The organism is Mycobacterium sp. NGS56 (genome assembly GCF_059812425.1).
The window spans coordinates 180,757-206,132 of the sequence record NZ_JCALCQ010000003.1 but is presented as its reverse complement, the minus strand read 5'-3'; the positions used below and the strand labels follow the sequence as shown (position 1 = coordinate 206,132).

Below are 25,376 nucleotides of genomic sequence, written 5' to 3'. Positions count from 1 at the left end.
GAGGCCCCCAACGGACGTGTCAGACTTGGTTGAATCCGCCGTCGGCGGTCACCGTGGATCCGGTGGTGAAGCTGGACAGATCACTGGCCAAAAATACTGCGGCATTGGCGATCTCGATCGGGTCGGCGAAGCGGCCCAGCGGGATCGTGGCGATGCGACCGGCGCGGAACTCTTCGATCGACGCTTGGGGATCGGTTTGCGCTGCCAGCGTGTCGCTTCCGGGAGTGGCCGTGGAACCGGCCACGAGGACGTTGACCCGGATGTTGCGGTCGGCGAGCTCGTTGGCCCAGGCGCGGGCCAATGATCGGACGGCCGCCTTGGTGGCGGCGTAGATACTCAGTCCCTGGCGTCCACGGTCGGCGGTGGTGGAGCCGGTGAGGATAATCGAGGCGCCATCGTTGAGCAGCGGCAGCGCTTTCTGCACGGTGTGGACGACTCCCTTGACGTTGGTGGTCAGCAGCGCGTCGAGGTCCTCGTCGGTGATCTGACCCAGCCGCGCCACCCTCGTCGATCCGGCGTTGGCCATCACGATGTCGAGGCCCTTGCCCGCAGCCGCGACCTCCGAGTACAGCCGATCGAGATCACCCGGCACTCCGACGTCGCCACCTACGGCTGCGGCGCGCGGCCCTAATTGCGTTGCCGCGTCATCGAGTTCGGGCCTGCGTCGACCGGTGATGAACACCCGGTCGACGCCTTCGGCGAGAAACCGCTGCGCGGTGGCCAGCCCGATGCCCGAGTTGGCGCCGGTGATGACCGCGATCTTATGGTCGAGCAATCCCATTCAGTTCTCCTGAGGTCGGCGCGCCGCGCTGTGTCCGCTCATCCAAGCCCGATTAGTTTAATTGCACGCCAAACCATTTGGTCGGCTTCGCGTCTGTCAGATCAGGCATCCGTTGGGGAATCTGCCTCTGATGAGCACGACTCGATGGGGCCGAGCTGCAAGCGATCATGCGCTGCCACCCGCGTGGCCGCCTCAACCGCGGCATCAAACCCGCCCGCCGCCAACACTTCGGCAATTCCGCGCATAACTTGCGTTGCCGCCATCGCCTCCACCGTCAGCCGTGGTGAGAGCCGGTGACAACGGGCAGCCTCAACCGACCCGTTCCTCCCGAACTAATGTCTGCAGCATGATCGCCGCTTTGATCCTGCCGCCGTGGTCAGTGCGCAGTCCGCTGCGGGCAGCAGCGGAACCCGCACACTAGAGCCGGTACACAAGCGTGGCCCTGGCACTGGCGCTTGCCGGACTGGCGTTTCTCGACTCGCTGAATGTGCTCAACCTGGGCGTGGTCTCAGCCGTCATCTTCGACAGCCGGCTGGGTCGTCGGTCACCGATTCCCGGCGCCCTGAGCTACATCGCGGGTGTGTTTGCGGTGACGACCACCTTTGGCGTGTGCACCGTGCTGGGCATCAGCTTCATCACCGACGTGCTCGACTTTCGTCTGACACCGGCGATTCGCTTTCCGAGGCGAACTGCTGCTGGGGATCGTGCTGATCGGTTTGGCTTACTTCCCGCTCACCGCGCAATCATCGGCGCCGGGTTGGGCGCTGGCGGCGATGCGGCAACGTCCGTGGCTGCTGGGGTTTCTGGGGCTGGCGGTGGGCAGTGGCCAAGCCCCGACGGCTGTGCCCTACCTCACCGGATTGGCGATGCTCGCCGCGCTGCGCCCTCGACCGCCGTTCTGGCCATCGGTCATCATCGCCTACTGGGTTATCGCTCTCTCGCCGCCGCTGTTGATACTGGCCCTCTCGATGAGAAAGACCATGCGAGCCAAGCGGATTCAGCGTGCGATCGTGCGTGCGCTCACTCGCTACGGCCCGATGTCGGTGCGGCTGTTGTTCCTGGTTTTCGGAATCGGGCTCATTGCCGATGCGCTCGTCAATCACAGCGCGCTCTGGTGACGGGCCGTGACTTCTCATGTCTTGCACAGCGAGCTGGATTACGTTGTCGCTGTGATCGATCGTCAAGAACGCGCGATGTCCTTCGGTTCGATCGCCGAGGACTACGACGGGCTTCGGCCGCACCCTCCGCGCCAGGCCGTGGACTGGTTGTTGCCGTCCGAGTGTGAGGTGGCCGTCGACGTGGGCGCGGGCACCGGACTGTTCACCCGCACGCTCGTCGGCCGGGCGGCGCAAGTCGTCGCCGTCGAGCCGGATGCGCGGATGCGCGCTGTGCTGGCCGAGCGCTCTCCGGAGGTGCGCGTCGTGGCGGGCACCGGTGAGGCGATCCCCCTCCCCGACCATTCTGCCGATGCGCTGTTCGTCTCGTCGGCATGGCATTGGATGGATCCCGAACGGGCCGTTCCGGAGATCGGTCGCGTGTTGCGCGACGGCGGGCGGTTCGGGCTGATCTGGACGAGTCGCGACCGCGACGTGGACTGGGTTCGCGACCTCGACCGGCTCCCCGGTGACGACACGACCGAGGCGGATGCGCCGGATCGCTTCCGCCGCCGGCACCAGGACGTCGTCCTCCCCGATCCGCACATCTTCCACGACGTCGCCCGTGAGACGTTCGCATTCGTGCGGACTATGGCCATCGAAGATGTCGTCGCGATGGTCGGCACGTACAGCCGGCTGATCATCGCCTCGTCGGATGACCGCGCGCGGCGGCTCGACCACGCCCGAGCCCTCCTGGCCGAGCGTTTCCCGGGCGCCGACACGATCGACGTCCCCATGCAGTCCCGATGCTGGCGCGCCGACCGGATCGCCCGCGACAGGTAAGCACTGGCGCCCGATTCTTCCGAATGTCGAAGACAGCGAGGGGTTAAGCGCGTAACTTCTGCCGCACCACTCTATGCCGTTCGGCGGCTACAAGCAGTTCGGCTGGGGCCACGAGTCCGGCAACGCCGGTATCGAGACCTATTTACAGACGACGATCGTCTGGGCGCAGATCTAACAGCCTCAGGCCTGGGGTCCCTCCGGCGGCCAGTGCGTCCCGGGCGAGGCATCGCCCGGGCTCTCGAAATCGCCGCGGGACAGCGGCACCCACCGCTCGCTGGGTGCGGGCTGCTCTGATGACGGAAAGTCGCGCAGACTGCCGGTCGGCTGGGCGTCCCACTTGGCGAACGTCAACGGCGTCTGCAGCCAGGCGTGCAGCAGGTGGTAGGCCGCTTCCAGCGAATCGATGTGGGTGCGCTCCCAGCCATGGCTGCCGTCGAGGCCGAAGCCGACCAAGGCGGCGCGGGTGTTGGCCCCGGCCTCGATGGCCGCCGCTGCGTCGGACCGATAGTAGCGAAAAACGTCGCGGGCGAACGGTATTCCCCGCTCCTGTGCGAGCCGGCAGAGCTTCCGCGTCAAGTGATAGTCGAACGGGCCGTGCATGTCGGCCATCGGGATTGTCACGCCGTCCTCGAGGGAGTGCTGGCCGGGCGCACACACCGCGTTGTCCACCGAGACCAACTCGGCGACATCCGCGGGCAGGCCGTGGCTTGCTCCGTGGCCGACCTCTTCGGTGATGGTGACCAGGATCGTGGTGCGGTGCGGCAACACCACTTTGTTCTCGGAGAAGTTCTTGGCCAGCGCGAGCGCGATCGCGACACCCGCCTTCCCGTCCAGGTGACGGGAGACGATGAAACCGTCGGCGGTGAGCTCGGGGCTCGTGATCAACGCCACGAAGTCACCGATCTGCAGGCCGAGCCGAACAAGGTCTTCCCGCGTGGACACCTTGCGGTCGATGCGGACCTCGACGTGCTCCCAGTTCGTGGGTTGCGTATCGATCTCGTCTCCGAAAGCGTGCCCACTGGCCTTGAGCGGCATGACCGTTCCGGTGATGAACTCGTCGGGGTCGTCGATGAAAATGCGCACCCGGGCGCCCGCGGCGAACCGTGCCGAAAAGGTGCCCACCGGAACCAGTTCGAGGCGGCCGTTGTCCTTGAGCTCGCGGACCATGCAGCCGATGGTGTCGGAGTGAACCACCACGGCCCGGTCGATGGTCGCGGACTCACCCGGGAGTTCGGCGGTCAGCGCGCCGCGCCGGGTCAGCGTGAACGGCACCCCGAAGTCGTCGAAGATGTCGCCGATCAGCTGCATCACCGCATCCGTGCGTCCCGACGGGCTCGGAGTCTGCAGGAGCGCGAGCAGCGTGTCGATCATCCACGCGCGGTCGGCCTCGGCCATGGCCACGGTCTGGCCCACGTCATCTCCTCTCGAGTCGTCGGAACGCGTTCAACCTACCGTGTGGCGGGCACCGGACTCCCGTTGCGGGCTGCCGTCACGCACCCGCAGCGACGCACCCGGCATGTGCACCGCCCCCTAGGAGCCGGATTCCATCTCAGCGATCAGCTCCGCCAGGGTGAGGATGCGCTGGGCGTCGCGGACGTGCAGGCTCTCGATCATGCGGCCATCCACCGTGATCACGCTGGCTCCGGCGGCCTGCGCCTGCTCGTAGGCCGAGACGATCTTGCGGGCGTCGTCCAGCTCCCTGCGTGATGGGCCGAACAGCTCGTTGGCGGGGGCGATCTGCGACGGGTGGATCAGGGTCTTGCCGTCGAATCCCATCTCGCGGCCCTGCTGGGCCTCGGCCCGGAATGCGCCCACGTCGGTGATGTCGTTGAACACCCCGTCCAAGATGACCTTTCCGGCCGCCCTCGCCCCCAACAAAGCCAGGCCTAGGGCGGGCACCGCGGGTGCGCGCCCGGAGACATGCAGGCCGTGCAGCTCGTTCACGAGGTCGTTGGTGCCCACCACCAACCCGGCCAGGCGATCGCTGGCTGACGCGACCTCCTCGGCCCGCAGGAAGGCCCGGGGTGTTTCGATCATCACCCACAGCTGCAGCGACTTCGGCGCTCCCAACGTGTCGAGCGCGTCGGCCAGCGCTTGAACCTGTTGACCCGTCTCGACTTTCGGCACCAGCACGCCGTCGGCCGTCGACGCGGCCACGGCGGCCAGGTCGTCGTCGTGCCAATCGGTGTCCAACCCGTTAATACGCACCACCACCTCGCGCGGCCGGTAGCTCTCCGACGAGATCGCATCGCACACCGTCGTCCTCGACTCGGCTTTCGCGTCGGGTCCCACCGCATCCTCGAGGTCGAATATCAGCACGTCCGCCGGAAGCGATCTGCCTTTCTGCAGCGCGCGGGGCTTGTTGCCGGGCAGGTACAGGGCGGATCGGCGCGGGCGCAGGGTCGGTGCCATGGCGTGATTCACTTTCGGCGTCGTCGTCCAGCGGTGCAAGAGTCAAATGCCTGCGCGGCAGGTGCGTGGTGCGCGCGGCATAGCCAGAAAGTACCCTTCGGTACCGGTGGTGCAGTCGGCAGTGGTCAGCGGCGTCGAAGGCGAATTGGCCCACGCGACGGGTGGATTCCGGAAGGGGAAGCGAATGTCATCATATGGCTCGGCGCGTAGCGAGGGCGACAGCTGGGACTTGGCCTCCAGCGTCGGGGCGACCGCGACGATGGTGGCGGCCTCCCGGGCACTGGCGTCCCGCGAGCCGGATCCGCTACTTGACGACCGGTTCGCCGAGCCGTTGGTGCGTGCGGTCGGGCACCCCTTCTTCACCCGCATGCTGGACGACCAGATCCCGCTTGACACCGACGACATGCCGATGACGCTGCAGCAGCGGCGCGAGCAGATGACGGTGCGGACCAGATTTTTCGACGACTTCTTCGGCGCCGCCACCGCCGCCGGTATCCGGCAGGCCGTCATCTTGGCCGCCGGGCTCGACGCGCGGGCATATCGGTTGCCTTGGCCCACAGGCACCGTGGTCTTCGAGGTCGATCAGCCAGACGTCATCGCCTTCAAGACCGGCACACTCGTCCAGATCGGCGCCGAACCGACCGCCGAGCGCCGGACCGTCGCTATCGATCTTCGCGACGATTGGCCAACAGCCCTGCGCGACAGCGGCTTTGACCCCAACTCCCCCACCGCCTGGATCGCCGAAGGCTTGCTGCCCTATCTACCGCCCGAAGCCCAGGACCGATTGTTGGACAACATCACCGCGCTCAGCGCCCCGGGCAGCCGGCTGGCAACCGAGAACATCACCGACATGAGCGTCTTCACAGACGAACGGGCCCGGGCGATGCGCAGCACCTGGCGCAAGCACGGACTGGACATCGACGTCGCCGAGTTGGTTTGGCTCGGCGAGCGCCGCCCCGCCGCAGAGCACCTGAACGCCACGGGTTGGAACGTCACCCGCCATCCCACCGAACAGGTCTATGCCGACTATGGATTCGTGCTGCCCGACAACGAAATCCTCAAGGAATTCCGTCACGCGATCAGTTACCTCAGCGCCGAATTGAGCTGAGGCCGGCTGGTAGCGCTTCGGCTACTGCCTGGCTTCGCGCCACTCCCGCTCGAACGGCAGCCGCCACGCGTTGGGGGCGATCAATTGGTGAATTGCATTCGGGCCCCACGTGCCCGGCTGATACATCTTGGCGGGCGGCGGGTCGGTAAGCAGATCTTCCGAGCGCTCCCACAATGATTCGATGCCCTCCGCGGTATTGAACAGCGTGTGGTCGCCCCGCATTGCATCGAGAATCAGCCGTTCGTAGGCCTCCAGCACGTCCACAACCGTCTCGATCTCCTGTGAAGAAAACTGCATGGACAGCTTGTCCAGCTTCATGCCGGGACCGGGCCGCTTGCCATAAAAGGACAGCGACACCTTCGAGTTGTCGGCGAGGTCGAACGTGAGGTGATCGGGCCCCTGGGTGCCCACCCCGGATCCGGGCGGGAACATGGTTCGCGGGGCTTCCTTGAACGCGATCGAGATGATGCGGATGCCCTCGGCCATCTTCTTGCCGGTGCGCAAGTAGATCGGCACGCCGGCCCATCGCCAGTTGTCGATGCCGACCTTGAGGGCGATGAACGTCTCAGTGTCGGAATCTTCTGCCACGCCGTCCTCGTCGCGGTAGCCGTTGTACTGGCCGCGAACCACGTTGCCCGGCTTGACCGGCAGCATCGAACGGAACACCTTGTTTTTTTCCTCGCTGATGGCGAACGGCTCGAGCGCCGTCGGCGGCTCCATCACCACGAACGCCATCACCTGGAACAGGTGGGTCACCACCATGTCCTTGTAGGCGCCGGTCTCTTCGTAAAAGTTCGCCCGCTGATCCAGGCCCTTGGCTTCGGGGATGTCGATTTGAATGTGGTCGATGAAGTTGCGGTTCCAGATCGGCTCGAATAGGCCGTTGGCGAAGCGGAACGCCAAGATGTTCTGCGCGGCTTCTTTGCCCAGGAAGTGGTCGATGCGGAAAATCTGGGATTCTTCGAAGGTTTCGTGCACAAAGTCGTTGAGCGCCACCGCACTGGCCAGATCGGTGCCAAACGGTTTCTCCATCACCACGCGCGAACGCTCGACCAGCTTGGCGTCGCGGAGCATGGTGATCACGGCACGCGCCGCTTTCGGCGGCACCGACAGGTAGTGCAGTCGCCGAACGTGGGACCCCAGGTTGTCCTCCGCCCGCGCAACCGCCTCGGCCAGTGCCTCGGGTCCGGCTCCCTGCGGCACGTAGGTGACGATCTTGGCGAAGTTCGACCATTGTTCGGGCGTTAGCTTGTGCGTGCCGAAGGAATCGATCGCCTCCTTCGCGAGTTCGCGGAATTCGTCCTGACTCAGGTCTTCCAGCGACGTGGCGACGATCTGAATATCGGGTGCCAATTCGGACTGGTCCAGGTAGGCCAGACCGGGGAGCAATTTTCGTTTCGCCAGGTCGCCCGTTGCACCGAAAAGGACGATGACGTGCGGATCGAGCGGGTCGGAGTGCTGGCGCCGCGGGCGACCGCCGGCAGCGGGGTAAGCGATGGTCTGAGGTTTCTCGGTAGCCACTCTTGCGATACTTCCATCGCCGCGGCGTTGTGTCTTGTGTCTTGTCGGCTCGGGGGCTGGTTAACGATGGCGTGATCGGGTATGGATAGCGGCGGGTTCCCGGCGCCGGAGCCCTACCCCACCCAGGCCTATGGAAAGCGATATGACCAAACCCGACAAAGACCCGCTGAGCCGCACTCAGGAGCTGGAAAACATCGTTGATGAGCTCGAGGAGAAGGTTACCGAGGAAAGCGAAGCCGAAGGTGTACCCGGCAATCGCAGCGACCGGGAACAAGCGGCTGCCCACGGCACCACCAGCGAGCCGCCGGACTAGCGGGGCACAGGCCAGCCCGTCATCGTGAACATCGTCATCCGGCCGGTAGGTCGATGGCGTGTGCCCTCAGCGTCGTCAACGTCTCGACCGTCGGCCATTCGTCCGCCCGGTAGCAGCTTTGCGGGCGCAGCACCGGCCTTAGCAAGGGTCGGGCGTCGGCCCAGTCCATGGGCGGAGTCGGCGGTTGGTCGGTTGCCATGTCCAGGTACTTCCTGCTCTCGAACGGCTCACGCACGTTACACCGTGCGTGAGCCGAAACAAGTCACCGTTTTCCCTGCGGGAATCGTCCGTCCGCAGCGGCGGGCGGACCGAACCAGGTTTCGAGGGCGTCGCGTAGCGCCCGGTCGGTTTCGGCGCCGACCCAGGCGACGTATCCGTCCGGCCGGATCAACACTGCGGGCGGCTCGCTCACCGCGCCCAGCACCGGAAGTACGCACTGAGCAACATGTGTCGCGTGGACTACCCGGACCCGGTCCGCCCAGGATCCGATGTCGATGTCGTCGGCACCTCCGAAATTCACCAGCAGCGGGCGGGCGTCTCGCAGCAGGTCGAACACGCGCAGCGGCCCGTCGGCGGTGACCACATCCAGGTCGGGCATCCGGCGGCCGACCAGCGGGTGCTCTCCGCCCAGGTTGTACCGGACGTCCAAACCGGACATCATCGCGGCGAAGCGTGCGCGCGGTTCGTCCATGCCGAGAAGGTCGGCCACGGTATCGCGCAGTGCCTTGGTGCGTTCGTCGGGGCGAAGGAGCGCCATCTGCGCCAGCGCGTTGCGCAACACGCGTTGGGCAACCGGGTGGCGTTCGGCGTGGTAGCTGTCCAGGAGGCTGGCGGGTGATGTCCCGCTGACCACCTGGCCCAGCTTCCAGCCCAGATTCACCGCATCCTGCACACCGGTGTTGAGGCCCTGGCCGCCCACCGGGTGGTGGATGTGTGCGGCGTCGCCGGCCAGCAAGACTCGCCCCCGGCGATAGGTGGCGGCCTGCCGCGCCGCATCGGTGAAGCGCGAAAGCCAAGTGGGGCTGTGGATCCCATAGTCGGTGCCGTACACGGCCACCAGTGCCTCGCTCAAGTCGCGCAGCGTGGGTTCGGTCGCCGGTCCAAGGTCGGCCTCGGTGACCATGACCCGAACCGGCCCACATTCCTGCGCGGTGGACAGGGCATGGACGCCGAGCGCGTCGTGGCGGACGCCCCATTGCGGAGATTGCCCGGTTCCGAAATTAATCTCGACCTCGGCGAGCAGATAGCTCGTCGTCGCTTCCCATCCCGGAAACTCGATGCCGGCCGCTTTGCGGATGACGCTGCGTCCTCCGTCGCACCCGACGAGGTACTGCCCGCGTATCATCCGGCCATCGGAGAGGCCGACGTCGACGCCGTTGCCGTCCTGGGTGAAGGTCGTTACCGTTCGGCCGCGGTAGATCGGCACGCCGAGCTCGTCGACCCAGTCGGACAGGATGCGTTCGATCTCGTTCTGCCACAGCGCGAGTCCGTACGGATGCCGGGTGGGAAAGTCACTGATGTCCAGTCGGATCTGGGCGAAACCAGCGACCTGCGCGACCTGGCCACGGGACAGAAACCGGTCGGCGATGCCGCGCTGATCGAGAACTTCGATGGTGCGCGAATGCAGACCGCCGGCCCGTGCCCCGATCAGATCCTGGCTGGGGCGCCGCTCGACGATGGCGGCGTCGACCCCAGCCAAAGCCAATTCGCCCGCCAGCATCAACCCAGTCGGGCCGCCCCCCGCGATGAGCACCGCATGCTCCATGCCGCCGGGCGACTGCTGCGATGACCACGAAACCGCCACTTCGCCACCCCAATTCGCTCGAATTCCGCTCAAGCACAGCGATTTTGCATCATCACCCGGGCCTTGCGGCAAGCCCCCACATCCGCTATAGGTTGAAAGTGGCGGGGAAAGAAATCACCAACGGTCGCGCACCGTGGCGATCCCGCGGTAGATGCGATGCTCGCTGACCGGGTTTCCCCAGCGATCACCACCACCTGATGCGCTCGTATCGCCGCGGCGAGTTCCTGCCGCCGTTCGCTGCCGGGCAGGTCGGAGTAAGTGATCGTCGGCAGGGCGGCTTGCCGGGTAGCGATCACCGCCCGCGCCGCGGCGATCTGGTCGCCCAGCTGCCGCAATGTCTCGGGCGGGGCGCCGCGCAGGTTCTTCAGGCACCGCCGATCCGGGCGGCATCGCGCAGCGTCACTCCATCGAGCTGTTTGCGCAACTGCGCAGCCGATGGTTCGGCCACCCCGCACAAAATAGGCACCCGCGTGGCCGTAACCTCAGCGCGTCGATCGCCGGGCCGGGTTGGTGGCAGCCGAATGCGGGTATCACCGGGCGAGTGCATGAATTGTTTGCCGGCTTTGCGGGGGAAGTGATCGGCGATGGTCGGTTGGCTGGAGAGGCTGCAGCGACGGAATCGAGCCGTCGGCGTGATCGTCGGGGTGGTCTACAAGTACAACGACGATCAGGGCGGTTACCTCGCCGCCCTCATCACCTACTACGGACTGGTGTCCCTGTTTCCGCTACTGCTGCTGTTGACCACCGGCCTGGGCGTGGTGCTGGCCGGCCGGCCCGATTTGCAGGCACAGGTGCTGCACAGCACTTTGAGTCAGTTCCCGGTACTCGGTGACCAGCTGCACCACCCCCAGGGGCTCAGCGGCGGAACGGTGGGCGTCGTCGTGGGCCTCCTCGGCGCGCTCTACGGCGGTCTAGGTGTGGGACAGGCGCTGCAGAACGCGATGGACACGGTGTGGGCGGTGCCGAAGCACAAGCGCCCCAACCCGATTCGATCCCGTTTGCGGAGCCTGCTGTTGCTGTTGGTACTCGGGTCGGCCGCCATCGCGGCCACTGTATTGGCCGCGGCGGGCCACGCCACCGGAGCGCTCGGCATCGTCAGCAAGATCGGCCTCGCGCTGGCCGCGGTGGCCATCAACGCAATGATCTGCCTGGTGGCTTTTCGCGTGACGACCGCGCGCGCACTGACATACCGCGAAGTACTGCCGGGAGCGGTTGCCGCAGCGTTCATTTGGCAGATGCTGCAGTGGTTCGGGGCCGGCTACGTGGCGCACACCGTGAAAAGGGCCAGCGCCACCAACAGTGTGTTCGCGCTGGTGTTGGGCGCGCTGGCCTTTCTGTTCTTGGCGTCGGTGGCGCTGGTGATGTGCGCCGAGGTCAATGTCGTGTTGGTGGAGCGGCTCTACCCGCGTGCGCTGCTGGGCGCCTTCAGCGACGACGCGGATCTGACGATTGCGGATCGGCGCACCTACACCAAGAAGGTCAAAGCGGAGCGGGTCAAAGCGTTCGAGCGGGTACATGTGCATTTTGACGATGTCAAACGCCTGCCCGCGAAAGCCGTTGGGCGATCTGGATTTCTCCATGATTTCCGCCGTCCGCGCACACCATGACATCAGGTTTGTTACCGGCTTATCGCCGGCACGTGGGCGCGGCGCAATAGTCTGCAGTCATGAGTCTGGTCACCTATGAGCTGCACGACCATGTTGCCACCATCACCCTGAACCGCCCCGAGGCGCGCAACGCCATCAACGGCGCGCTTCGCCAAGACCTCAACGCCGCCTGGGATCGCTTCCGCGACGACCTGGACGCGTGGGTCGGGATCCTGACGGCCAACGGCAGCGTCTTCTGTGCCGGCGGCGACCTCAAGGACGGCGAAGGCTCGGTCGGCACCTTCGGCGGCACCTTCTGGGAAAAGCCGACCATCAACTCGTTCGAATCCGGCATGGAATTGTTCAAACCGACCATCGCCGCCGTGCATGGTCCCTGTATCGGCTACGGCGTGACCGGGGTGCTGTTCTGCGATTTCGTCATCGCCAGCACCGAGGCCACGTTTTGCTTCCCCGAGGTGTCGATCGGGGTCCCCACCATCGTCGGGGCCATTCGCCTCCCGAGCCGGGTGGGCTGGGCCAACGCCATGGAGTTGCTCTTGACCGGCAAGCCCATGAGCGCCGAGCGGGCCAAGGAAATCGGGCTGGTCTGGAAGCTGGTCGAGCCCGACCAACTGCAGGCCGAAGCCCAAGCGTGGGCCCGCACCCTCACCGAGGCCGCTCCCCTGGCCCAACGAGCGACCAAGGAGGTGGCGTGGCGAACCGCGGACATGGGCTGGATCGAGTCGGTCCGCTTCGGCGAGACCATGCGCAAAGTCGCCGGGGCGACAGAGGACGTCGCGGAGGGGCTTCGCGCGTGGGCCGAGAAGCGCAAGCCCCAGTGGCGCGGCCGCTAGCCGTCAGAACGCGTAGCGCAGCCGGCAGGATGGCAGCTTGACCGCGAGCAGGTCGGTCAGGTCCTGCACCCAGCGCCTCTTCCACGGGCTCTTGTAGCGCACGTTCCACTGGCCGCTTTGGCTGCGCTTGGGTTGCTGCAAGTCCGGCCGCCACAACAACTCCTCGCCCTTCGGGTGCCAGCCGAGATTGACGTCGTGCAGGCCTTGGTTGTGTGTCAGGAAGATGACCTCGGCGGCGAGTTGCCTGCGAGTTCGTTCGCTGGTGTTGTCGGCCACCTGTTGCAACAGCTGGGCCCAGTCGTCCAACCAGCCCTCGTAGACAATGACCGGGCTGAGGTTCAGATGGACTTCGTAGCCGGCCTCGACGAAATCGTCGATGGCCGCGATGCGGTCGGCGACCTTGGCGGTGCGGATGTCGACCAGACGCGACGCCTCCGTCGGCATCAAGCTGAACCGGACCCGCGTCCCGCCCTTTGGGTTGTAGGTCAGCAGGTCGCGGTTGACGAGCTTGGTCGCGAAGCTGGCTTTGGCATTGGGGATCCGTGCGAACAGCTCGACGAGGTCGCGCACGTTGTCGGACACCATCGCATCGACCGAACAATCGCTGTTCTCACCGATGTCGTAGACCCAGTCGACCGGGTCGCACTGGTTGGGCGCGGGCTTGACCCCGTGGCGGGCGGCGTGGCGTTCGAGATACCCGGTGATCTTCTCGATGTTGGCGAACACCGTGATGGGGTTGGCGTAGCCCTTACGGCGCGGCACATAGCAGTAAGAGCAGGCCATCGCGCAGCCGTTGGCCGTCGACGGCGCGATCCAATCGCTGGATCGCTCGTTGCGCCGTGCCGACAGGCTCTTCTTCTCACCCAGGACGAGCACTTCTCGTTTGATACGAACCCAGTCCTCGACGTTGCCCTCGTTGCCGTACAGGCCCGGAATGGCCTGGTGTGAGGCGACCTGGATGCGCTCGGCGTCGGGGAATCGGTTCAGCACCTGACGCGCGCGGAAAAACCGGTCGATGTCGGGCTCGTGGTAGATCCGCTTGATGTCGAGGAGCCGATCCGCGAGGTCAGCCGGCACTCGGTGCGGATGGGTGTCTTTTTCGAGCGTGGGCGGCATGTCGTTTCAACGCCTGCGCGCGGGGCGTGGTTCCAACCGAAGTGGCGAACGAGCGGCGCCGTGGCCTTCACTGGTGGGGTGGTCGAGCGATTGCGTGCCGAACTCGGGCGGGTGTCCAGCGGTGGCGGGCGCGGCGCCGACGATGCCGGGATCGCCCTCGGGGACGGGCCGCTGAGACAGCGGCTCGAGTCGTCGATCCGAGCCCTGGCCGAGCATCGGGGCCCGCGGAGCAGTATCTGCCCGTCGGATGCGGCCCGTGCGGTGGGCGGCGATAATTGGCGCGGGCTGATGGACGAGGCGCGGGAGGCCGCCCGGCGGCTCGCCAGATCGGGAGACGTGAAGATCACGCAACGGGGCAAGGTCGTCGACCCCGACGGCGAATGGTCCGGCCCCATCCGCATCCGAACCGCGCGGCCTTGAACTAGTCTGTTGCGCAACGATATTCGTCTGCTCGAACGTTTCTCCCCGCCCTTGCACCAACCGCCGGGACCCCCTTGGCCGACGATATGACAGGATCTCGGCATGAGTGCACGCAGATTTGCTCGCGGGTTCGGTATGGCGGTTGTGACGACGTGGGCGCTGGCCAGTGCACCCTTGGGCACCCCCACCGCCGTTGCCGATGGGTGCTCGGACGTCTCGGTAGTCTTCGCCCGCGGCACCCATCAGGAGCCTGGCCTCGGCAACATTGGACAGGCGTTCGTCGACTCGCTCACGTCGCAGCTCGGTGGTAAGTCCGTCGACGTCTACGCGGTGAACTACCCCGCCAACGACGACTACCACAACAGCGCCAACGCCGGGTCCGCCGACGCGAGCGCACACATTCAAGACGTCGTGGCCAACTGCCCGAACTCGAGGATCGTGCTCGGCGGCTACTCCCAGGGCTCGACGGTGATCGACCTGGCCACCAACGCGATGCCGCCCTCGGTCGCCGATCATGTCGCCGCCGTCGCCCTGTTCGGCGAGCCGACCAGCCAGTTCTCCAGCATGCTGTGGGGCGGCCAACCGCTACCGACGATCAACCCGGCTTATGGCTCCAAGGTCACCAGCCTGTGTGCACCTGACGACCCGATCTGCTCAGGCGGCGGCAACATCATTGCGCACGTCTCCTACATCGAGGACGGGATGACAGCCCAGGCCGCGACGTTCGCGGCCAACAAGGTCAACCAGGCTGCGCCGCGCGTCTGACAGCCAGCGTCAGTCGTTCGCCCCCTGCTCTTGCCGTTGCCGCTTCTCGGCGGCTTGAGTGCGGTCTTCCACCTGGCGCCCGGCTGACTCGACCGTCTGCCTCCGCTGGGAAGCGGTCTCGTCGGCGCGCTGCTTCGCCGCGGCGCTTTGCTGCAGCGCGGACTGTGCCGCTTCGCGCTTGCGTCACTCGGCGCCGATGCGTGTCTCTTTGACTTCCTGTTGGGTCACCGCTTGCGCTTCCTCGCGTACCTGGATGGCCTCGTCCCGGGCGCTTTTGAGCTTGGCGTCGGCCTGCGCCTTCCTGACCGCGGCCTAAGCGTCGGCCTGCGCGGCGGACCCGCGCCCGTGCGGCATTTTTTTTGCCGTCCCTGATCGACTTGGTGCTCAGCGGAAGAATCAACCCCGGCAAGGTGTTTGACGTGCACCTGCCCCTGGAGCGGGTCGCCGAGGCTTACCGGGCCATGGATGAGCGACGCGCCATCAAGGCCTTCCTGCAGCGCGGGGGGGCCGGTCACCGCGCCGGACGCTCCCCTGTTTCTTCGGCTAACGTCGACCGTATGGCCAAAGTCTCCGGCAACGACCTGATCGACGACGTCACCCCTGGCGACATCATCGCGGTGGACCGCGGCTCGGGTGAACGGCCCTACAAAGTAGTCTTCAAGGACGCCAGCGACACGGGGTATCTCATCACATTCGAAACCGACGCCGGTGAAACCTTTCAACTCGATCTGGCGGCAGGCACCAGGGTGAAACGGTCGCTCGAGGCGAAGTGGGAATCTGCGCAGAGTCCCACGCCGAACTCGGAGAGCTAACGGCGCCGCTAAAACGGCGTCGAGCCGAAACCCGTTGGTAGGCAGCACTTTCGACGATGCACACGTACGTCGCCTAGAAAACTTTCTCGAACACCGGGGGTTGACGGTCCCGATACGCGGATGGCGTCGCGAATCTCCGTCGCACCTGCCGTTTGGGTGGCGTGTGGGTGGGTACCGCCACACTCCGGAGGGAGCTCGCGCATCCGGTGGCGATGCGGCCGAATGCTTCCGCCGTCGTCCGGACGAAAGGGCTGGTGTCCACCATGACCGCGCAACCCCCCGATCCTGACCCCACCCAAACTCCTGGGCTGGAGGCGGGAGGGGGCGCCGCACCGGGCACCACCCCGCCGGCTGCGCCCCAAACGTCCGGTGTGTCTGAACCGCAACCACCGAATACCCGGCGGTTCGCTCCAAGTTCCGCGCTCACCGTCATCGCGGTGTGCATTTTCGCCGTTGCGTTCCTCGCGGTGGCGGTGCTACTGGTGATGAAGATAGTCGGGGTGGGCGGCTAACATGCGAAACCATTTACGGCACTTGGCGATTATGCAACTCAGTAGTGGGGCAACATACATGATCGACGATGCCGCGCAGGCGCCGGGAGAAGGACCAGTCGCAGTGGGTGACCGGCGACGAGCCCATGACCGGGCCGCAGCGCAGCTACCTGAACACCCTGGCGCAAGAAGCGGGCCGAGACATCCCGGAAAATCTGACGAAGGCCCAGGCGTCCAGCCTGATCGACGAGCTGCAACAACTAACCGGGCGTGGTGACTCATGACGATCGGAGCCGAGGATGCGCGGCGGTTGCTCGACAGCCCGGACACGAACGCAACGCTCGTGGTGGTCCAGGGACGTGCCACGGTCGTCTCGCCGGCTGATTTGGAATCCCTTGAATATCGAAGGACTCTACAGATTGCGACTCGCCAGGAATTGGTGCAGCGAATCGGACACGCGGAGCTATCCGACCGGGAGTTGACCGAGCAGGCCGAAGAACTCGACACGGCGGTGCGCAACCTGGGTGGATGATCGATACCAGAAGCGTTGCCGCGCAGGCGTTACGGCGCGATGGTTACTTGGTCACCGACCTGGATGACGCCTTTGCTCACCACCGCGAGGTAGGCACCCGCGCACGGCTGGGCGTTATGACCGCCCGTCTTCAACCGGTTTTCGGCCGCCGGTATTTTCAGTGCCTGCGGAGCTCGCGGCAATGTCCCGTGCTCGAGGGTGGGGACCACGCAGCGTGAAGTCGCGGTGAGCACGCGTAGCCGAGTCTCCCCAATGACGAGTTCGCCGCCCACCCAGTCATTTTCAGTGTATGGCCGGTAGTCCGCCGGCGTTGTGATCACCAGATTCGGCCGGTACCGCAGCGCCTCCACGCCGATGTGCTCCAGGGTGGCCGTCGTGATCGCATGCAAAGGCGCTTCGTCGGTGAACGAGTCGCCCGGGGTGGCCGCGGCGATCCGCAGAATTCGGCCCTCCACCTGGGCGTCGAGGCCGTATTCCAGCAATTTCTCCGGATCGGGACGCACCAGTGTGGCGCCCTCGGGGCGTTGAGTGACCAACCGGACCCGCCGTCCGGTCAGTTGCGAGATCAGCTCATCGACACCGGGATCATCGGCCGCGACGTCGGTTCCGTCGGGCATGCTGATGCGCACACCCTGAGCGCCAGCATGCGCGGTGCACGTCAGGAGATTGCGCCACAGTCGGGGATTTTTGGCGCTGGCCACGTGCCCGGTCTCACCGTCGACAAGCGCGAGCCGCCGGTCGCCGTCGGCGCCGCGCTCGTCGACCAGCAGTCGATCGAGGGTCTCGCCGAGCATCGACTTCACCGGATAGCGAAGCAACGCCTGCACCCGCATCGGCACGGCATCAGAAGTATGGGCGATCGGGTTGTCCATGGGGCGCCTTCACTGAGTATTTCTACATTCTGCGCCCAACTGACGAACGGACCACGTCCGGGCACGGATCAGCTTGGCAGCAGGCGCTTTTTCTGCTCTTCGAATTCTTGTTGCGTCAGAATCCCCGCATCGCGCAGCGACGCCAGCTCCCGCAGCTCGGCCGCGATACTGGTGATCGGCCCACCCGCGGCAACCGGCGGAGGGGCCGCCGGCTCTTTCGTCGGCTCCTTCGGCGCTTTGCGCGTGGCCTTCTCGGGCTCGCCGGCCCGGGCACGCTCGCGACCGAGGGCGCCACCCGTGCCGGCCATCGCGCGCCCGGCCATGCTCGCCACGGCCATCTCGCCGAACAAACTTCCCGAGCCGGTGGGAGCCGCGGCCGCGGCCGCGGCGGCGGCCTCGGCACCGGCCCCAGCGCTGGTGGCCGGCAGCGCCAAGGCGGCCGGGCGGATCGCCGGGGCGGCCGCTGTCCATCCTGGCGGCACCGATAAGCCACCGACGGTGTTCGCCTGGCCCAGCCCTGCAGACATCAGCGATCCGAATCCGCCCGCCGGGTTTGTGATGACCGGGAATGGCGAGGGCGGCACCGCGCCCATCCCGGGCCACGACTGCACTCCGGCCCAACCGCTGACGATGTCGTCTGTGTGGAAACCGGTTAGCGTGCCGGCCACGTCGAAGGGAAGAGCGATCAACGTACCCGGCGTGTCGATGCTTAGCCCGGCCACGCTGGCCGGCGCGTCGAGAAAGAACGTGGTGAGATCGCTCCCCAGCCCCAGCAAGTCCGTCACTGACGTCGGATCGGCGGCGGCAGCCGGACCCGCCGCCGCACTGCTCAACAAGTTGGGCACCGCGGAGAAAGACTGCTGGGTCACGGCGTTGCGTGTGCTCCCGGCGGCGGTAGCGGTGGCCTGGGCCACCGATTCGGATTGACCGGCGTCGGAGCTCGTCGTCTGGTCGGGCTGGGCGAACGGCGTCAACCGGGTCGCCGACGCCGTCGAACCGGCGTAGCCGAACATGGCCGCGCTGTCTCGCGCCCACATCTCGGCGTACTCACTCTCCGTGGTCGCTATCGCGGGTGTGTTCTGCCCGAGGACGTTGGTGGCGACGAGCGTCGCCAGCAGGGTGCGGTTGGCTGCGACCACCGGTGGCGGCACCGTCTCGGCGAACGCGGTCTCGTAGGCGAAGGCCGCTGCTCTGGCCTGGTTGGCGGTTTCTTCGGCCTGGGCGCCGGTGGTCCTCATCCACGCCAAGTAAGGGGTGATCGCTGCGACCATGGAGGCGGATGACGGGCCAACCCACGGACCGGACGTCAAGGCCGTGATTTCGGCCTGATATGAGTTCGCGGTCGATTGCAACGCGGCGGCCAGTTCGTCCCAGGCCATCGCGGCGGCCAGCATCGGTCCCGACCCCGGACCGGCGTACATCCGCGCGGAGTTGACCTCCGGCGGTAGTACTGCGAAGTCCATGCCGTTCTCCTCCGATCGCTTTCAGGGCCGCGAGGGCATCGACGATCCCGATGCACGTCGTATGGGGGTAGCCAACCGAGCAGCAAACAAATCGAATCCCCTCCGGTGCTGCCAGTGCCGCGAACGAAGACGGTCAATAAGTCCGTCCCTAGTGCTAAGGGCCGATCTCACGCGTTTGCAGGTGCTCCCACGTCAACCAATACAGCGAAATTGTTGCTGTGGGTTAACGATAGGTTACCTGCACGTGACGCCCCAAACTCGCAAGGGTTCGGCGCGTACTGCGCAAATCCCTCTCAGCCCGCGCTCGACGGCGCGCAAAACGTCTGGTTCGCCTAACCCTGCCCGGCATTCACTCGCCTGACGCCTCCAAAGGCCCAGTTCAAGCGGGTCGGCAAACGTCCCGCGGGTCTGGCGGCGCCGGGTTCTGCTTGGATTTGTGACGTCCCCACGAGAGGTCTGCTGAATGAAACTAGTGCTGGTCGCCTACGGCGGCCGCGGCGACGTCGAACCGTGCGCTGCCCTTGGTCGCGAGCTGATGCACCGAGGCCACGAGGTGCGCCTGGCGGTCCCGCCCAACATGACCGGCTTCGTCGAGTCGACAGGCCTTGCTGCCAGCGGGTACGGCCCGGATACGCAAAGTGGAATGAACGCGGCGCAGGAATTGCTCGGTTCACTCCAATATGGGACCCGCGGGCTGTCCCACGTGGTCGAGCGCGTTACGCGGATCTGGATGGACAAAAGCGCGACGCTGATGTTGCTGGCCTCTAGTGCCGATCTGGTGGTGGCGCACATGAACGATCAGGCCCTGGCCACCAATATCGCCGAACATCACGGCATTCCGCTCGCCGCGTTGCACGTGTTCCCGGCGCGGATCATGCCATCGAGCCCGCTGTATTCGGGCATGACCAAGGATGCCGAAGTCGTCCAACGCCGTGCGCTCGGCTTGCCCGAGGTAACCGAATTGGCGGCCGGGCCGCCGGGCGAGCTTTTGGAAATCCAGACTTACGACGAGCTGTGCCTGCCCGGGCCCGCCGCCGAATGGCTGGAACCGGGCCACCAGCGTCCTTTCGTCGGTTCGTTGACCCTGGAATTGCCGACGGGCAATGACGACGAGATCTTGTCCTGGATCGCGGACGGAACGCCACCTATTTACTTCGGGTTTGGCAGCACGCCCGTCAGTTCTCCCGCCGAGACCGTCGCGGTGATCAGCGCGGCCTGCGGGCAATTGGGTGAGCGCGCATTGATCTGCAGCGGCGCGAACGACTTCACCGGCGTCCCGCGGTTCGATCACGTCAAGATGGTAAGGGCGATGAATTACGCGGCCGTCTTCCCGGCCTGCCGGGCCGTGGTCCATCACGGTGGCTCGGGCACCACGGCCGCAGGCCTGCGCGCCGGGGTCCCCACGCTCATCCTGTGGACGGTATGGGACCAGCCGATGTGGGCAACTGCCGTCGAACAACTGCAAGTCGGCGCCGGGCGTGCCTTTTCCGACAGCACCCTGGACTCGCTGGTCGCCGACCTACGCACGGTCCTCGCCCCGCAATGCGCTGCTCGGGCCCGTGAAGTGGCCGCCCAGATGAGCAAACCCGCCGAAAGTGTTGCCCGCGCCGCCGATCTACTCGAAGAGTTCGCTCGCCCGGCACGTTCGGTTTGATCGGCACTGCCCGTCTGCGCATCGGTGGTGCAAAGCCCGCTGGTCGTGTAGAAGGTTCTGGTGCAGGATCCGCCGAATCGGTCATTCGATCCGTCGATGCTGCGCGAAGCGATGATCAGGCGGCTGTATCGCCGGTTGTCGGCCGAGGGCCAGATCAGGGTGCCGGCCGTGCCGGGGCTGATCGACGAGTACGTCTTGTTGTGCGGCAACGTCTGCGCCACCCTGGGCGTCTGGTACACCCCCGAACAGTCCGCACACCTGCGCGCCGCGCTGGAAGTCGAGTTGGCCAAGGCCTTCAAAGCCTCCCCTCGTTCGGACGTGCTCATCTCGTACCAGGCTCCCTTCGGGGAGGGCGTGAATTTCCGCGTGCAGGCCGAGTGGCGCACCGTCGAGGCCGACTACCAACAGTGGATGGCCATCCGCCCGCCGCCGCTGTTCGGCACAGAGGCGGACGCACGGGTGTTGGCCCTGGCCGCCGAGGCGGACGATCCGTCCACCTATCGGGTGCTCGATGTGGGTGCGGGAACCGGGCGTAACGCGCTGGCCCTGGCGCGGCGTGGACATCCGGTCGATGCGGTCGAGATCACCGCAAAGTTCGCCGAGGTGATCGTTTCCGAAGCCGCCGCTGAATCGTTGCGCGTGAACGTCATTCAAAGGGACGTCTTCACCGCGATGGAGGACGTGCGCGAGGCGTACCAGTTGATGGTGCTTTCTGAGGTGGTGTCCGACTTCCGGACGACACACGAGTTGCGCGGCATGTTCGAACTAGCCGCCGACTGCCTGGCGCCCGGCGGGCGTCTGGTCTTCAACACTTTCCTGGCCCGTGACGGCTATGTTCCCGACGACGTCGCGGTGCAGCTGAGTCAGCAGTGCAACAGCATGATCTTCACTCGCGACGAGATGGCCGCCGCGGCGGGCGGATTGCCACTGGAGCTGATCGCCGACGACGCCGCCTACGAGTACGAAAAGACGCGGTTACCGTCGGAGGCGTGGCCGCCGACGGGCTGGTTCGAGGGTTGGGCCGGCGGCCTCGACGTGTTCGACGTCGAGCGTGACGATTCCCCAATTGAGTTGCGCTGGCTCGTGTTTCGGAAAGCCGGCTGAGTATCGGTGCTAGGCGGTCAGGTCGCGGGTGGCCGGCCCTTCCAAAAGGGTGCCGTCGGGCGCGAAGCGCGACCCGTGCAGCGGACATTCCCACGCGTTGTCGGCATCGTTCCAGTTCACGATTCCGCCCAGGTGCGGGCATACCGGTGAGACACGGTGCTCGGTCCCGTCGACGCGGCAGCGGGCCTCCAGATGCCACGGCGGACCACTGACCACGCCGCCCTCGCCGTCGACGGGGCTGCGGCGGTGAGTGCGTATTGCCGGGGTGATCCAGCCCTTCGTCAGGTTGAAGCCGACCTCGAGGTTGGCCTGCAACGCTGTCGTCAGTCCCGTCAGCTCGTGCGGACTCCAGCTGGCGAACGCGCGGGCCCAATCCATCCGCCCGCCCAGGATGCGGCTCGACAGCGCCAACGCCGCAGCGGGACCGTTGGTCATCCCCCATTTATTGAAACCCGTTGCGACAAAGATGCTTTCGGTGTTCGGCAGAATCGGGCCCACGTAGGGCAGATGGTCGATGGGCGTGTAGTCCTGCGCCGACCAGAAGTGGGTCTGCACGGCACCCGGGTAGTGCTTGCGCGTCCACGTCGACAGCTCGTTCAGCGCTTGGGACGGACTCTTCTCACGGCCCACGGTGTGGCCCGCCCCGCCCACGATCAGCCGCTCCCCGTCGGCGACCGGCGCGTAGCGCACCGAACGCGTCGGCGAGTCGGTGGAGATCATCATGGGCCGGGTGATGTTGCCCGGAACCTTGAAGGCCAAGCAGTAGGAGCGGCTGGGTTTCACCCGTGCGAAATAGCCGCCGCGATCCAGGATCGGGATGCCCGTCGCAAGCACCAGCTGGCCGGCCTGAAGTTGGACATCCTGCTGGGCGGCGTCGTTGACATGCACGCGCACCTTGCTGCCGCGCCAGGAGACCCGTCGCACCCGGGTGTGCTCGACCAGCCGCCCTCCACGGCCCAGCAGCTCGACGACCAACGAGTCGAGGAATGGCATCGGATCGAACTGCGCTTGATCGGCGAGCCGCACACCGCCGTGGTAGGCGAACGGCACGTCAGCGTCGTCGTCCCAAACAGCCGGCAGGCCGACCGCTTGACAGGCCGCGAGTTCGGCTCGCGCGGACGGGACTCCGCGCACGGACTGGGCGTATGTGTAGGCGTCTTCGCGCTGCACCGCCACGCCGTTGGCGGCGCAGTGGTCGAGCACCCACTGCTGTCCTTCACGATTGCCGTCGACGTATGCGCGCGCCAGATCCTTGCCGTGTCGCGGCAGCACCTTGGAGAGCTGGCTGCCCTGCAGCAGGCTGATTTTGGCGGTGGTGTTTCCGGTCGCGCACGCCCCCACCGTGCGCGCCTCCAGCACCAACACGTCCTTACCCGCGCGGGCCAGCAGGACCGCCGTCATCAGGCCGGTGATACCGGCGCCTACGACGATGACATCGGCGGTCGAGGAGCCCTGGTCCAGCTGGCTGGCAGTCCAGGGTTGTTGGGTTCGTTCCGTCATCCACAAAGAAGTCACGGCTTTGCTGATACCCCGGCCCGGACCACGGAAACGCGCCCGCAGGCTCACGCCCGTTTCAACCGTGCCTTTGCCTGCTTCACTGAATCCGCTGCGGCCCGGCTCAGTTGCCGGGCCTCGTCGTAGTCTTTTTCAGCGCCGCTGAGGTCCCGTTCGGCCGCCCGCAGGGCCCGCGCCGCATCGTCACGGCGCTTTCGGGCGGCATCTCGTTGGCCTTGCCGCTGCGCCAACACCTCGTCGGCCTCGGTTTTGGCCCGCGCCGCGGTGTCGACGGCCGCGCTCAGTTTCTCGCGCCGCTGCTGCGCCCTATCGTCCGTCGCCTGCCTCGTCGCGGGTCGTTTCCGCGCGCGGGTGCTCTGCCGCTTCGCCGGTCCGCTGGAAGCTGTCACCGATTCTGGCGGCGCATCGCCGAAGGCGCCAAAACCCGACCACTGCTCGGGCCTGGTCAACCGGCCCAAACGCGCCCCGATTTGTGGGTCGGCGACGGCGGCCTGCAGCGTGCTGGTCACGTCTTCGCGCACGCTCGCCGACGGTTGCCTCAGGTCGGCCGCCTCGAGCGCCTTGCGGGTGAGCTCGTCGATGAGTTTGTGTTGCTCGGCCGATAGCTCTCGGATGCGCGCGCCATCCATCGCCGCGTGAGCGGCGCGCAATCGCGCACCGAGGTCTGTCAGCCGCTCGTGGGTGTCGGCATGCCGGAGTACCAGCCGGTTGATGACCCATGCCGCCGTAGCCGGTTTGGTGGTGGCGGAAATCCGTTTGGCGGCTGCGTCATCGCCGCGCTGCCTGGCCGCGGCGGCCAAGCTGGCGCGTTGCGCGGTGAACTCCTTCGGCGGCACCTCGTAGAGGCTGTCAAGTTCCTCATCGGCCATGTAGCCATGATCTCTCGCGGTCTATCGGTCGCGGCTTCGACTGCCGAAGCCGAAGCGCCCGGCGGTTTAAGAACCGCACGTCGCGGGATATCTCATCTACAACATTTGCAATGTGCGAGCGGCAGGAAGTAGGGATTCGGCAGCTTGATGACGTCCAAGAACAGTGATCAGCTCGTCGGCCGGATCCTCCGGACTACCCCCCCTCGTCAGGTCTTGCTCGCGGTGTGCGCGATCGTCGCCACGGTCGGCGCGATATACGTTGCGTCCCCCTCGCACTGTCCGGGCCATGGCTGTGGTCAGCGCAGCGCTCCCGCGAAAGTCGCTGGCCCGGCTCAAATAGCGATCACTCCCGGTCCCGACGCCCATGATGTCGACCCCCTCACCCCTGTCATGGTCAAAGCCGAGAAAGGGACGTTGACGGGCGTCGACATGGTCAACGAGAGCGGCAAACCGGTCGAGGGTGTCATGACCCCGGACAACACCGCGTGGAAGCCCACCGTCCCGCTGGGCTACGGGCGCACCTACACGTTGACGGTCACCAGCAACGGTGTCAGTGGCGTTGCGGCCAAGCAGGTTTCGTCGTTCTCCACGCTGAAGCCGTCAAACCAGACCAAGGTGTCGTTCACCACGACGTCTGAGTCCACGTTGCGCGACGGCGGCACCTACGGTGTCGGAACGGTGATCGTGGCGCACTTCGACGAGAAGATCGCCGATCGTGCCGCCGCCGAACGGCAGCTGTCGGTGACCACCAACCCGAAAGTCGAGGGCTCGTGGAATTGGGTCGACGATCAGAACGCGCATTGGCGGCCCGAGCGCTACTACGCGCCGGGTACGAACGTGACCGCAGAGGCCAAGATCTACGGAATAGCCTTGGGCGACGGTCTATTCGGGCAAGATGACACCAAGGTGTCCTTCCGCGTCGGCGATGCACACGTATCGATCGCAGATGACGCCACCCACCAGGTCAGCGTCTTCGACAACGGAGCCCTGGTGCGCACGATGCCCACGAGTATGGGAATGGGCGGCACCGAGAACGTCGGCGGGAAAACCATCTCCCTCTGGACCCCCTCAGGGGTCTACACCGTGCTCGACAAGGGCAACCCCGTCATCATGGACTCCTCGACATTCGGGCTGCCCAAGAACTCCAGGCTCGGCTACCGCGAGACCATCAACTGGGCCACCAAGATCAGCAGCGACGGCATATATCTGCACGAACTCGAGGCGACGGTATGGGCCCAGGGGCACCGCGACACATCGCATGGTTGCTTGAACCTCAATGCCGACAACGCGAAGTGGTTCTACGATTTTTCGGTGCCTGGCGACGTCGTCGAGGTCCGCAACAGCGGCGGGCCGCCACTGACCTTGGCGCAGAATGGCGACTGGACCCTCAGCTGGGACCAGTGGCGAAGAGGCAGCGCGCTGAAGCCCACCTGAGCTCGCGTGTCCC

25 protein-coding genes and 3 pseudogenes are annotated in these 25,376 nt (G+C 66.1%); 16 read left to right on the top strand and 12 right to left on the bottom strand.

What is annotated here, in order from left to right; translation table 11 throughout:
* Positions 1–19 precede the first annotated feature (19 nt).
* Positions 20–781 carry an SDR family NAD(P)-dependent oxidoreductase gene (locus AC5Y4F_RS11130; RefSeq protein WP_067934191.1) on the bottom strand — a complete coding sequence of 254 codons (762 nt, stop codon included), beginning with the start codon at positions 779–781 and terminating at the stop codon, positions 20–22.
* 436 nt (positions 782–1,217) lie between these two features.
* On the opposite strand from AC5Y4F_RS11130, the pseudogene AC5Y4F_RS11125 reads away from it, so the two are divergent.
* Positions 1,218–1,899: pseudogene (locus tag AC5Y4F_RS11125) on the top strand (GAP family protein).
* Between the two features lie 75 nt (positions 1,900–1,974).
* Positions 1,975–2,718, top strand: a complete 744-nt coding sequence (locus AC5Y4F_RS11120; protein ID WP_499997054.1) for a class I SAM-dependent methyltransferase — start codon at positions 1,975–1,977, stop codon at positions 2,716–2,718.
* Positions 2,719–2,898: 180 nt separating this feature from the next.
* On the opposite strand, the gene AC5Y4F_RS11115 is transcribed toward AC5Y4F_RS11120, so the two are convergent.
* Positions 2,899–4,131 (bottom strand): osmoprotectant NAGGN system M42 family peptidase, encoded by a 1,233-nt coding sequence (locus tag AC5Y4F_RS11115; protein WP_499996683.1) that lies wholly within the window; start codon positions 4,129–4,131, stop codon positions 2,899–2,901.
* 117 nt (positions 4,132–4,248) lie between these two features.
* Positions 4,249–5,130 (bottom strand): HpcH/HpaI aldolase/citrate lyase family protein, encoded by an 882-nt coding sequence (locus AC5Y4F_RS11110; protein ID WP_499996681.1) that lies wholly within the window; start codon positions 5,128–5,130, stop codon positions 4,249–4,251.
* 184 nt (positions 5,131–5,314) lie between these two features.
* Between AC5Y4F_RS11110 and AC5Y4F_RS11105 the strand changes: the two genes are divergently transcribed.
* Entirely contained in the window at positions 5,315–6,238 is a 924-nt protein-coding gene (locus AC5Y4F_RS11105; protein WP_499996679.1) for a class I SAM-dependent methyltransferase, read from the top strand.
* A gap of 21 nt (positions 6,239–6,259) precedes the next feature.
* Here AC5Y4F_RS11105 and zwf read toward each other — a convergent pair whose 3' ends face one another.
* On the bottom strand, positions 6,260–7,759 hold the full coding sequence (gene zwf / locus AC5Y4F_RS11100; protein ID WP_067934196.1) for a glucose-6-phosphate dehydrogenase: 1,500 nt from the start codon (positions 7,757–7,759) through the stop codon (positions 6,260–6,262).
* Between the two features lie 130 nt (positions 7,760–7,889).
* Here zwf and AC5Y4F_RS11095 point away from each other — a divergent pair, with 130 nt between their 5' ends.
* Entirely contained in the window at positions 7,890–8,072 is a 183-nt protein-coding gene (locus AC5Y4F_RS11095) for a hypothetical protein (RefSeq protein WP_067934198.1), read from the top strand.
* 34 nt (positions 8,073–8,106) lie between these two features.
* Here the strand turns inward: AC5Y4F_RS11095 and AC5Y4F_RS11090 are convergent, their stop codons facing one another.
* The 3 genes and pseudogenes from AC5Y4F_RS11090 to AC5Y4F_RS11080 form a co-directional block, all read right to left on the bottom strand.
* Positions 8,107–8,307 carry a hypothetical protein gene (locus AC5Y4F_RS11090; protein ID WP_067934200.1) on the bottom strand — a complete coding sequence of 67 codons (201 nt, stop codon included), beginning with the start codon at positions 8,305–8,307 and terminating at the stop codon, positions 8,107–8,109.
* Between the two features lie 27 nt (positions 8,308–8,334).
* Complete coding sequence (locus AC5Y4F_RS11085; protein ID WP_499997052.1) at positions 8,335–9,837, bottom strand: FAD-dependent monooxygenase; 1,503 nt, start codon at positions 9,835–9,837, stop codon at positions 8,335–8,337.
* Positions 9,838–10,046: 209 nt separating this feature from the next.
* A pseudogene (locus AC5Y4F_RS11080) lies at positions 10,047–10,324 on the bottom strand (hypothetical protein); the annotation flags it as partial.
* 136 nt (positions 10,325–10,460) lie between these two features.
* On the opposite strand from AC5Y4F_RS11080, the gene AC5Y4F_RS11075 reads away from it, so the two are divergent.
* Both AC5Y4F_RS11075 and AC5Y4F_RS11070 read left to right on the top strand, forming a co-directional pair.
* On the top strand, positions 10,461–11,483 hold the full coding sequence (locus tag AC5Y4F_RS11075) for a YihY/virulence factor BrkB family protein (protein ID WP_067934202.1): 1,023 nt from the start codon (positions 10,461–10,463) through the stop codon (positions 11,481–11,483).
* Between the two features lie 59 nt (positions 11,484–11,542).
* Positions 11,543–12,316, top strand: a complete 774-nt coding sequence (locus AC5Y4F_RS11070) for an enoyl-CoA hydratase/isomerase family protein (RefSeq protein WP_067934204.1) — start codon at positions 11,543–11,545, stop codon at positions 12,314–12,316.
* Positions 12,317–12,319: 3 nt separating this feature from the next.
* On the opposite strand, the gene AC5Y4F_RS11065 is transcribed toward AC5Y4F_RS11070, so the two are convergent.
* Positions 12,320–13,432 carry a spore photoproduct lyase family protein gene (locus AC5Y4F_RS11065; RefSeq protein ID WP_067934206.1) on the bottom strand — a complete coding sequence of 371 codons (1,113 nt, stop codon included), beginning with the start codon at positions 13,430–13,432 and terminating at the stop codon, positions 12,320–12,322.
* Positions 13,433–13,492: 60 nt separating this feature from the next.
* On the opposite strand from AC5Y4F_RS11065, the gene AC5Y4F_RS11060 reads away from it, so the two are divergent.
* The 7 genes and pseudogenes from AC5Y4F_RS11060 (at position 13,493) to AC5Y4F_RS11030 (ending at position 16,452) form a co-directional block, all read left to right on the top strand.
* Complete coding sequence (locus tag AC5Y4F_RS11060) at positions 13,493–13,852, top strand: DUF3253 domain-containing protein (RefSeq protein WP_231986355.1); 360 nt, start codon at positions 13,493–13,495, stop codon at positions 13,850–13,852.
* Between the two features lie 102 nt (positions 13,853–13,954).
* Entirely contained in the window at positions 13,955–14,617 is a 663-nt protein-coding gene (locus AC5Y4F_RS11055; RefSeq protein WP_067934208.1) for a cutinase family protein, read from the top strand.
* A 318-nt stretch (positions 14,618–14,935) separates the two neighbouring features.
* Positions 14,936–15,114: pseudogene (locus AC5Y4F_RS11050) on the top strand (IMP dehydrogenase); the annotation flags it as partial.
* A 60-nt stretch (positions 15,115–15,174) separates the two neighbouring features.
* Positions 15,175–15,429: a hypothetical protein gene (locus tag AC5Y4F_RS11045; protein WP_067934380.1), complete on the top strand. Its 255-nt coding sequence runs from the start codon at positions 15,175–15,177 to the stop codon at positions 15,427–15,429.
* Positions 15,430–15,692: 263 nt separating this feature from the next.
* Positions 15,693–15,941 carry a DUF6480 family protein gene (locus AC5Y4F_RS11040; protein WP_082947608.1) on the top strand — a complete coding sequence of 83 codons (249 nt, stop codon included), beginning with the start codon at positions 15,693–15,695 and terminating at the stop codon, positions 15,939–15,941.
* Positions 15,942–16,009: 68 nt separating this feature from the next.
* On the top strand, positions 16,010–16,204 hold the full coding sequence (locus AC5Y4F_RS11035; RefSeq protein ID WP_067934212.1) for a DUF3072 domain-containing protein: 195 nt from the start codon (positions 16,010–16,012) through the stop codon (positions 16,202–16,204).
* Positions 16,201–16,452 (top strand): hypothetical protein, encoded by a 252-nt coding sequence (locus tag AC5Y4F_RS11030; protein WP_067934214.1) that lies wholly within the window; start codon positions 16,201–16,203, stop codon positions 16,450–16,452. The genes AC5Y4F_RS11035 and AC5Y4F_RS11030 overlap by 4 nt, the downstream gene beginning before the upstream one ends.
* 29 nt (positions 16,453–16,481) lie before the next feature.
* Here AC5Y4F_RS11030 and AC5Y4F_RS11025 read toward each other — a convergent pair whose 3' ends face one another.
* Positions 16,482–17,324: an MOSC domain-containing protein gene (locus AC5Y4F_RS11025; protein WP_067934216.1), complete on the bottom strand. Its 843-nt coding sequence runs from the start codon at positions 17,322–17,324 to the stop codon at positions 16,482–16,484.
* 68 nt (positions 17,325–17,392) lie between these two features.
* Positions 17,393–18,787 carry a PPE family protein, SVP subgroup gene (locus AC5Y4F_RS11020; protein WP_067934217.1) on the bottom strand — a complete coding sequence of 465 codons (1,395 nt, stop codon included), beginning with the start codon at positions 18,785–18,787 and terminating at the stop codon, positions 17,393–17,395.
* Between the two features lie 463 nt (positions 18,788–19,250).
* Between AC5Y4F_RS11020 and AC5Y4F_RS11015 the strand changes: the two genes are divergently transcribed.
* Positions 19,251–20,441 carry a glycosyltransferase gene (locus AC5Y4F_RS11015; protein WP_067934218.1) on the top strand — a complete coding sequence of 397 codons (1,191 nt, stop codon included), beginning with the start codon at positions 19,251–19,253 and terminating at the stop codon, positions 20,439–20,441.
* A gap of 60 nt (positions 20,442–20,501) precedes the next feature.
* Positions 20,502–21,545 (top strand): class I SAM-dependent methyltransferase, encoded by a 1,044-nt coding sequence (locus tag AC5Y4F_RS11010; protein ID WP_499996667.1) that lies wholly within the window; start codon positions 20,502–20,504, stop codon positions 21,543–21,545.
* Positions 21,546–21,554: 9 nt separating this feature from the next.
* On the opposite strand, the gene AC5Y4F_RS11005 is transcribed toward AC5Y4F_RS11010, so the two are convergent.
* Together AC5Y4F_RS11005 and AC5Y4F_RS11000 are read right to left on the bottom strand one after the other, a co-directional pair.
* A complete protein-coding gene (locus tag AC5Y4F_RS11005; protein WP_067934222.1) occupies positions 21,555–23,045 on the bottom strand; it encodes an FAD-dependent oxidoreductase in 1,491 nt (496 codons plus the stop codon).
* A 62-nt stretch (positions 23,046–23,107) separates the two neighbouring features.
* On the bottom strand, positions 23,108–23,929 hold the full coding sequence (locus AC5Y4F_RS11000) for a hypothetical protein (protein ID WP_067934224.1): 822 nt from the start codon (positions 23,927–23,929) through the stop codon (positions 23,108–23,110).
* A gap of 147 nt (positions 23,930–24,076) precedes the next feature.
* Between AC5Y4F_RS11000 and AC5Y4F_RS10995 the strand changes: the two genes are divergently transcribed.
* Positions 24,077–25,363 carry a L,D-transpeptidase gene (locus tag AC5Y4F_RS10995; protein ID WP_499996664.1) on the top strand — a complete coding sequence of 429 codons (1,287 nt, stop codon included), beginning with the start codon at positions 24,077–24,079 and terminating at the stop codon, positions 25,361–25,363.
* Positions 25,364–25,376: the final 13 nt, after the last annotated feature.

Bases quoted from the DNA above. Each gene is read 5' to 3' on its own strand.
- AC5Y4F_RS11130 (WP_067934191.1), bottom strand. From the start codon at position 781: ATGGGATTGCTCGACCATAAGATCGCGGTCATCACCGGCGCCAACTCG.
- AC5Y4F_RS11120 (WP_499997054.1), top strand. From the start codon at position 1,975: ATGTCCTTCGGTTCGATCGCCGAGGACTACGACGGGCTTCGGCCGCAC.
- AC5Y4F_RS11110 (WP_499996681.1), bottom strand. From the start codon at position 5,130: ATGGCACCGACCCTGCGCCCGCGCCGATCCGCCCTGTACCTGCCCGGC.
- AC5Y4F_RS11105 (WP_499996679.1), top strand. From the start codon at position 5,315: ATGTCATCATATGGCTCGGCGCGTAGCGAGGGCGACAGCTGGGACTTG.
- AC5Y4F_RS11095 (WP_067934198.1), top strand. From the start codon at position 7,890: ATGGAAAGCGATATGACCAAACCCGACAAAGACCCGCTGAGCCGCACT.
- AC5Y4F_RS11085 (WP_499997052.1), bottom strand. From the start codon at position 9,837: ATGGAGCATGCGGTGCTCATCGCGGGGGGCGGCCCGACTGGGTTGATG.
- AC5Y4F_RS11075 (WP_067934202.1), top strand. From the start codon at position 10,461: ATGGTCGGTTGGCTGGAGAGGCTGCAGCGACGGAATCGAGCCGTCGGC.
- AC5Y4F_RS11070 (WP_067934204.1), top strand. From the start codon at position 11,543: ATGAGTCTGGTCACCTATGAGCTGCACGACCATGTTGCCACCATCACC.
- AC5Y4F_RS11065 (WP_067934206.1), bottom strand. From the start codon at position 13,432: ATGCCGCCCACGCTCGAAAAAGACACCCATCCGCACCGAGTGCCGGCT.
- AC5Y4F_RS11055 (WP_067934208.1), top strand. From the start codon at position 13,955: ATGAGTGCACGCAGATTTGCTCGCGGGTTCGGTATGGCGGTTGTGACG.
- AC5Y4F_RS11045 (WP_067934380.1), top strand. From the start codon at position 15,175: ATGGCCAAAGTCTCCGGCAACGACCTGATCGACGACGTCACCCCTGGC.
- AC5Y4F_RS11040 (WP_082947608.1), top strand. From the start codon at position 15,693: ATGACCGCGCAACCCCCCGATCCTGACCCCACCCAAACTCCTGGGCTG.
- AC5Y4F_RS11035 (WP_067934212.1), top strand. From the start codon at position 16,010: ATGCCGCGCAGGCGCCGGGAGAAGGACCAGTCGCAGTGGGTGACCGGC.
- AC5Y4F_RS11030 (WP_067934214.1), top strand. From the start codon at position 16,201: ATGACGATCGGAGCCGAGGATGCGCGGCGGTTGCTCGACAGCCCGGAC.
- AC5Y4F_RS11025 (WP_067934216.1), bottom strand. From the start codon at position 17,324: ATGGACAACCCGATCGCCCATACTTCTGATGCCGTGCCGATGCGGGTG.
- AC5Y4F_RS11020 (WP_067934217.1), bottom strand. From the start codon at position 18,787: ATGGACTTCGCAGTACTACCGCCGGAGGTCAACTCCGCGCGGATGTAC.
- AC5Y4F_RS11015 (WP_067934218.1), top strand. From the start codon at position 19,251: ATGAAACTAGTGCTGGTCGCCTACGGCGGCCGCGGCGACGTCGAACCG.
- AC5Y4F_RS11005 (WP_067934222.1), bottom strand. From the start codon at position 23,045: ATGACGGAACGAACCCAACAACCCTGGACTGCCAGCCAGCTGGACCAG.
- AC5Y4F_RS11000 (WP_067934224.1), bottom strand. From the start codon at position 23,929: ATGGCCGATGAGGAACTTGACAGCCTCTACGAGGTGCCGCCGAAGGAG.
- AC5Y4F_RS10995 (WP_499996664.1), top strand. From the start codon at position 24,077: ATGACGTCCAAGAACAGTGATCAGCTCGTCGGCCGGATCCTCCGGACT.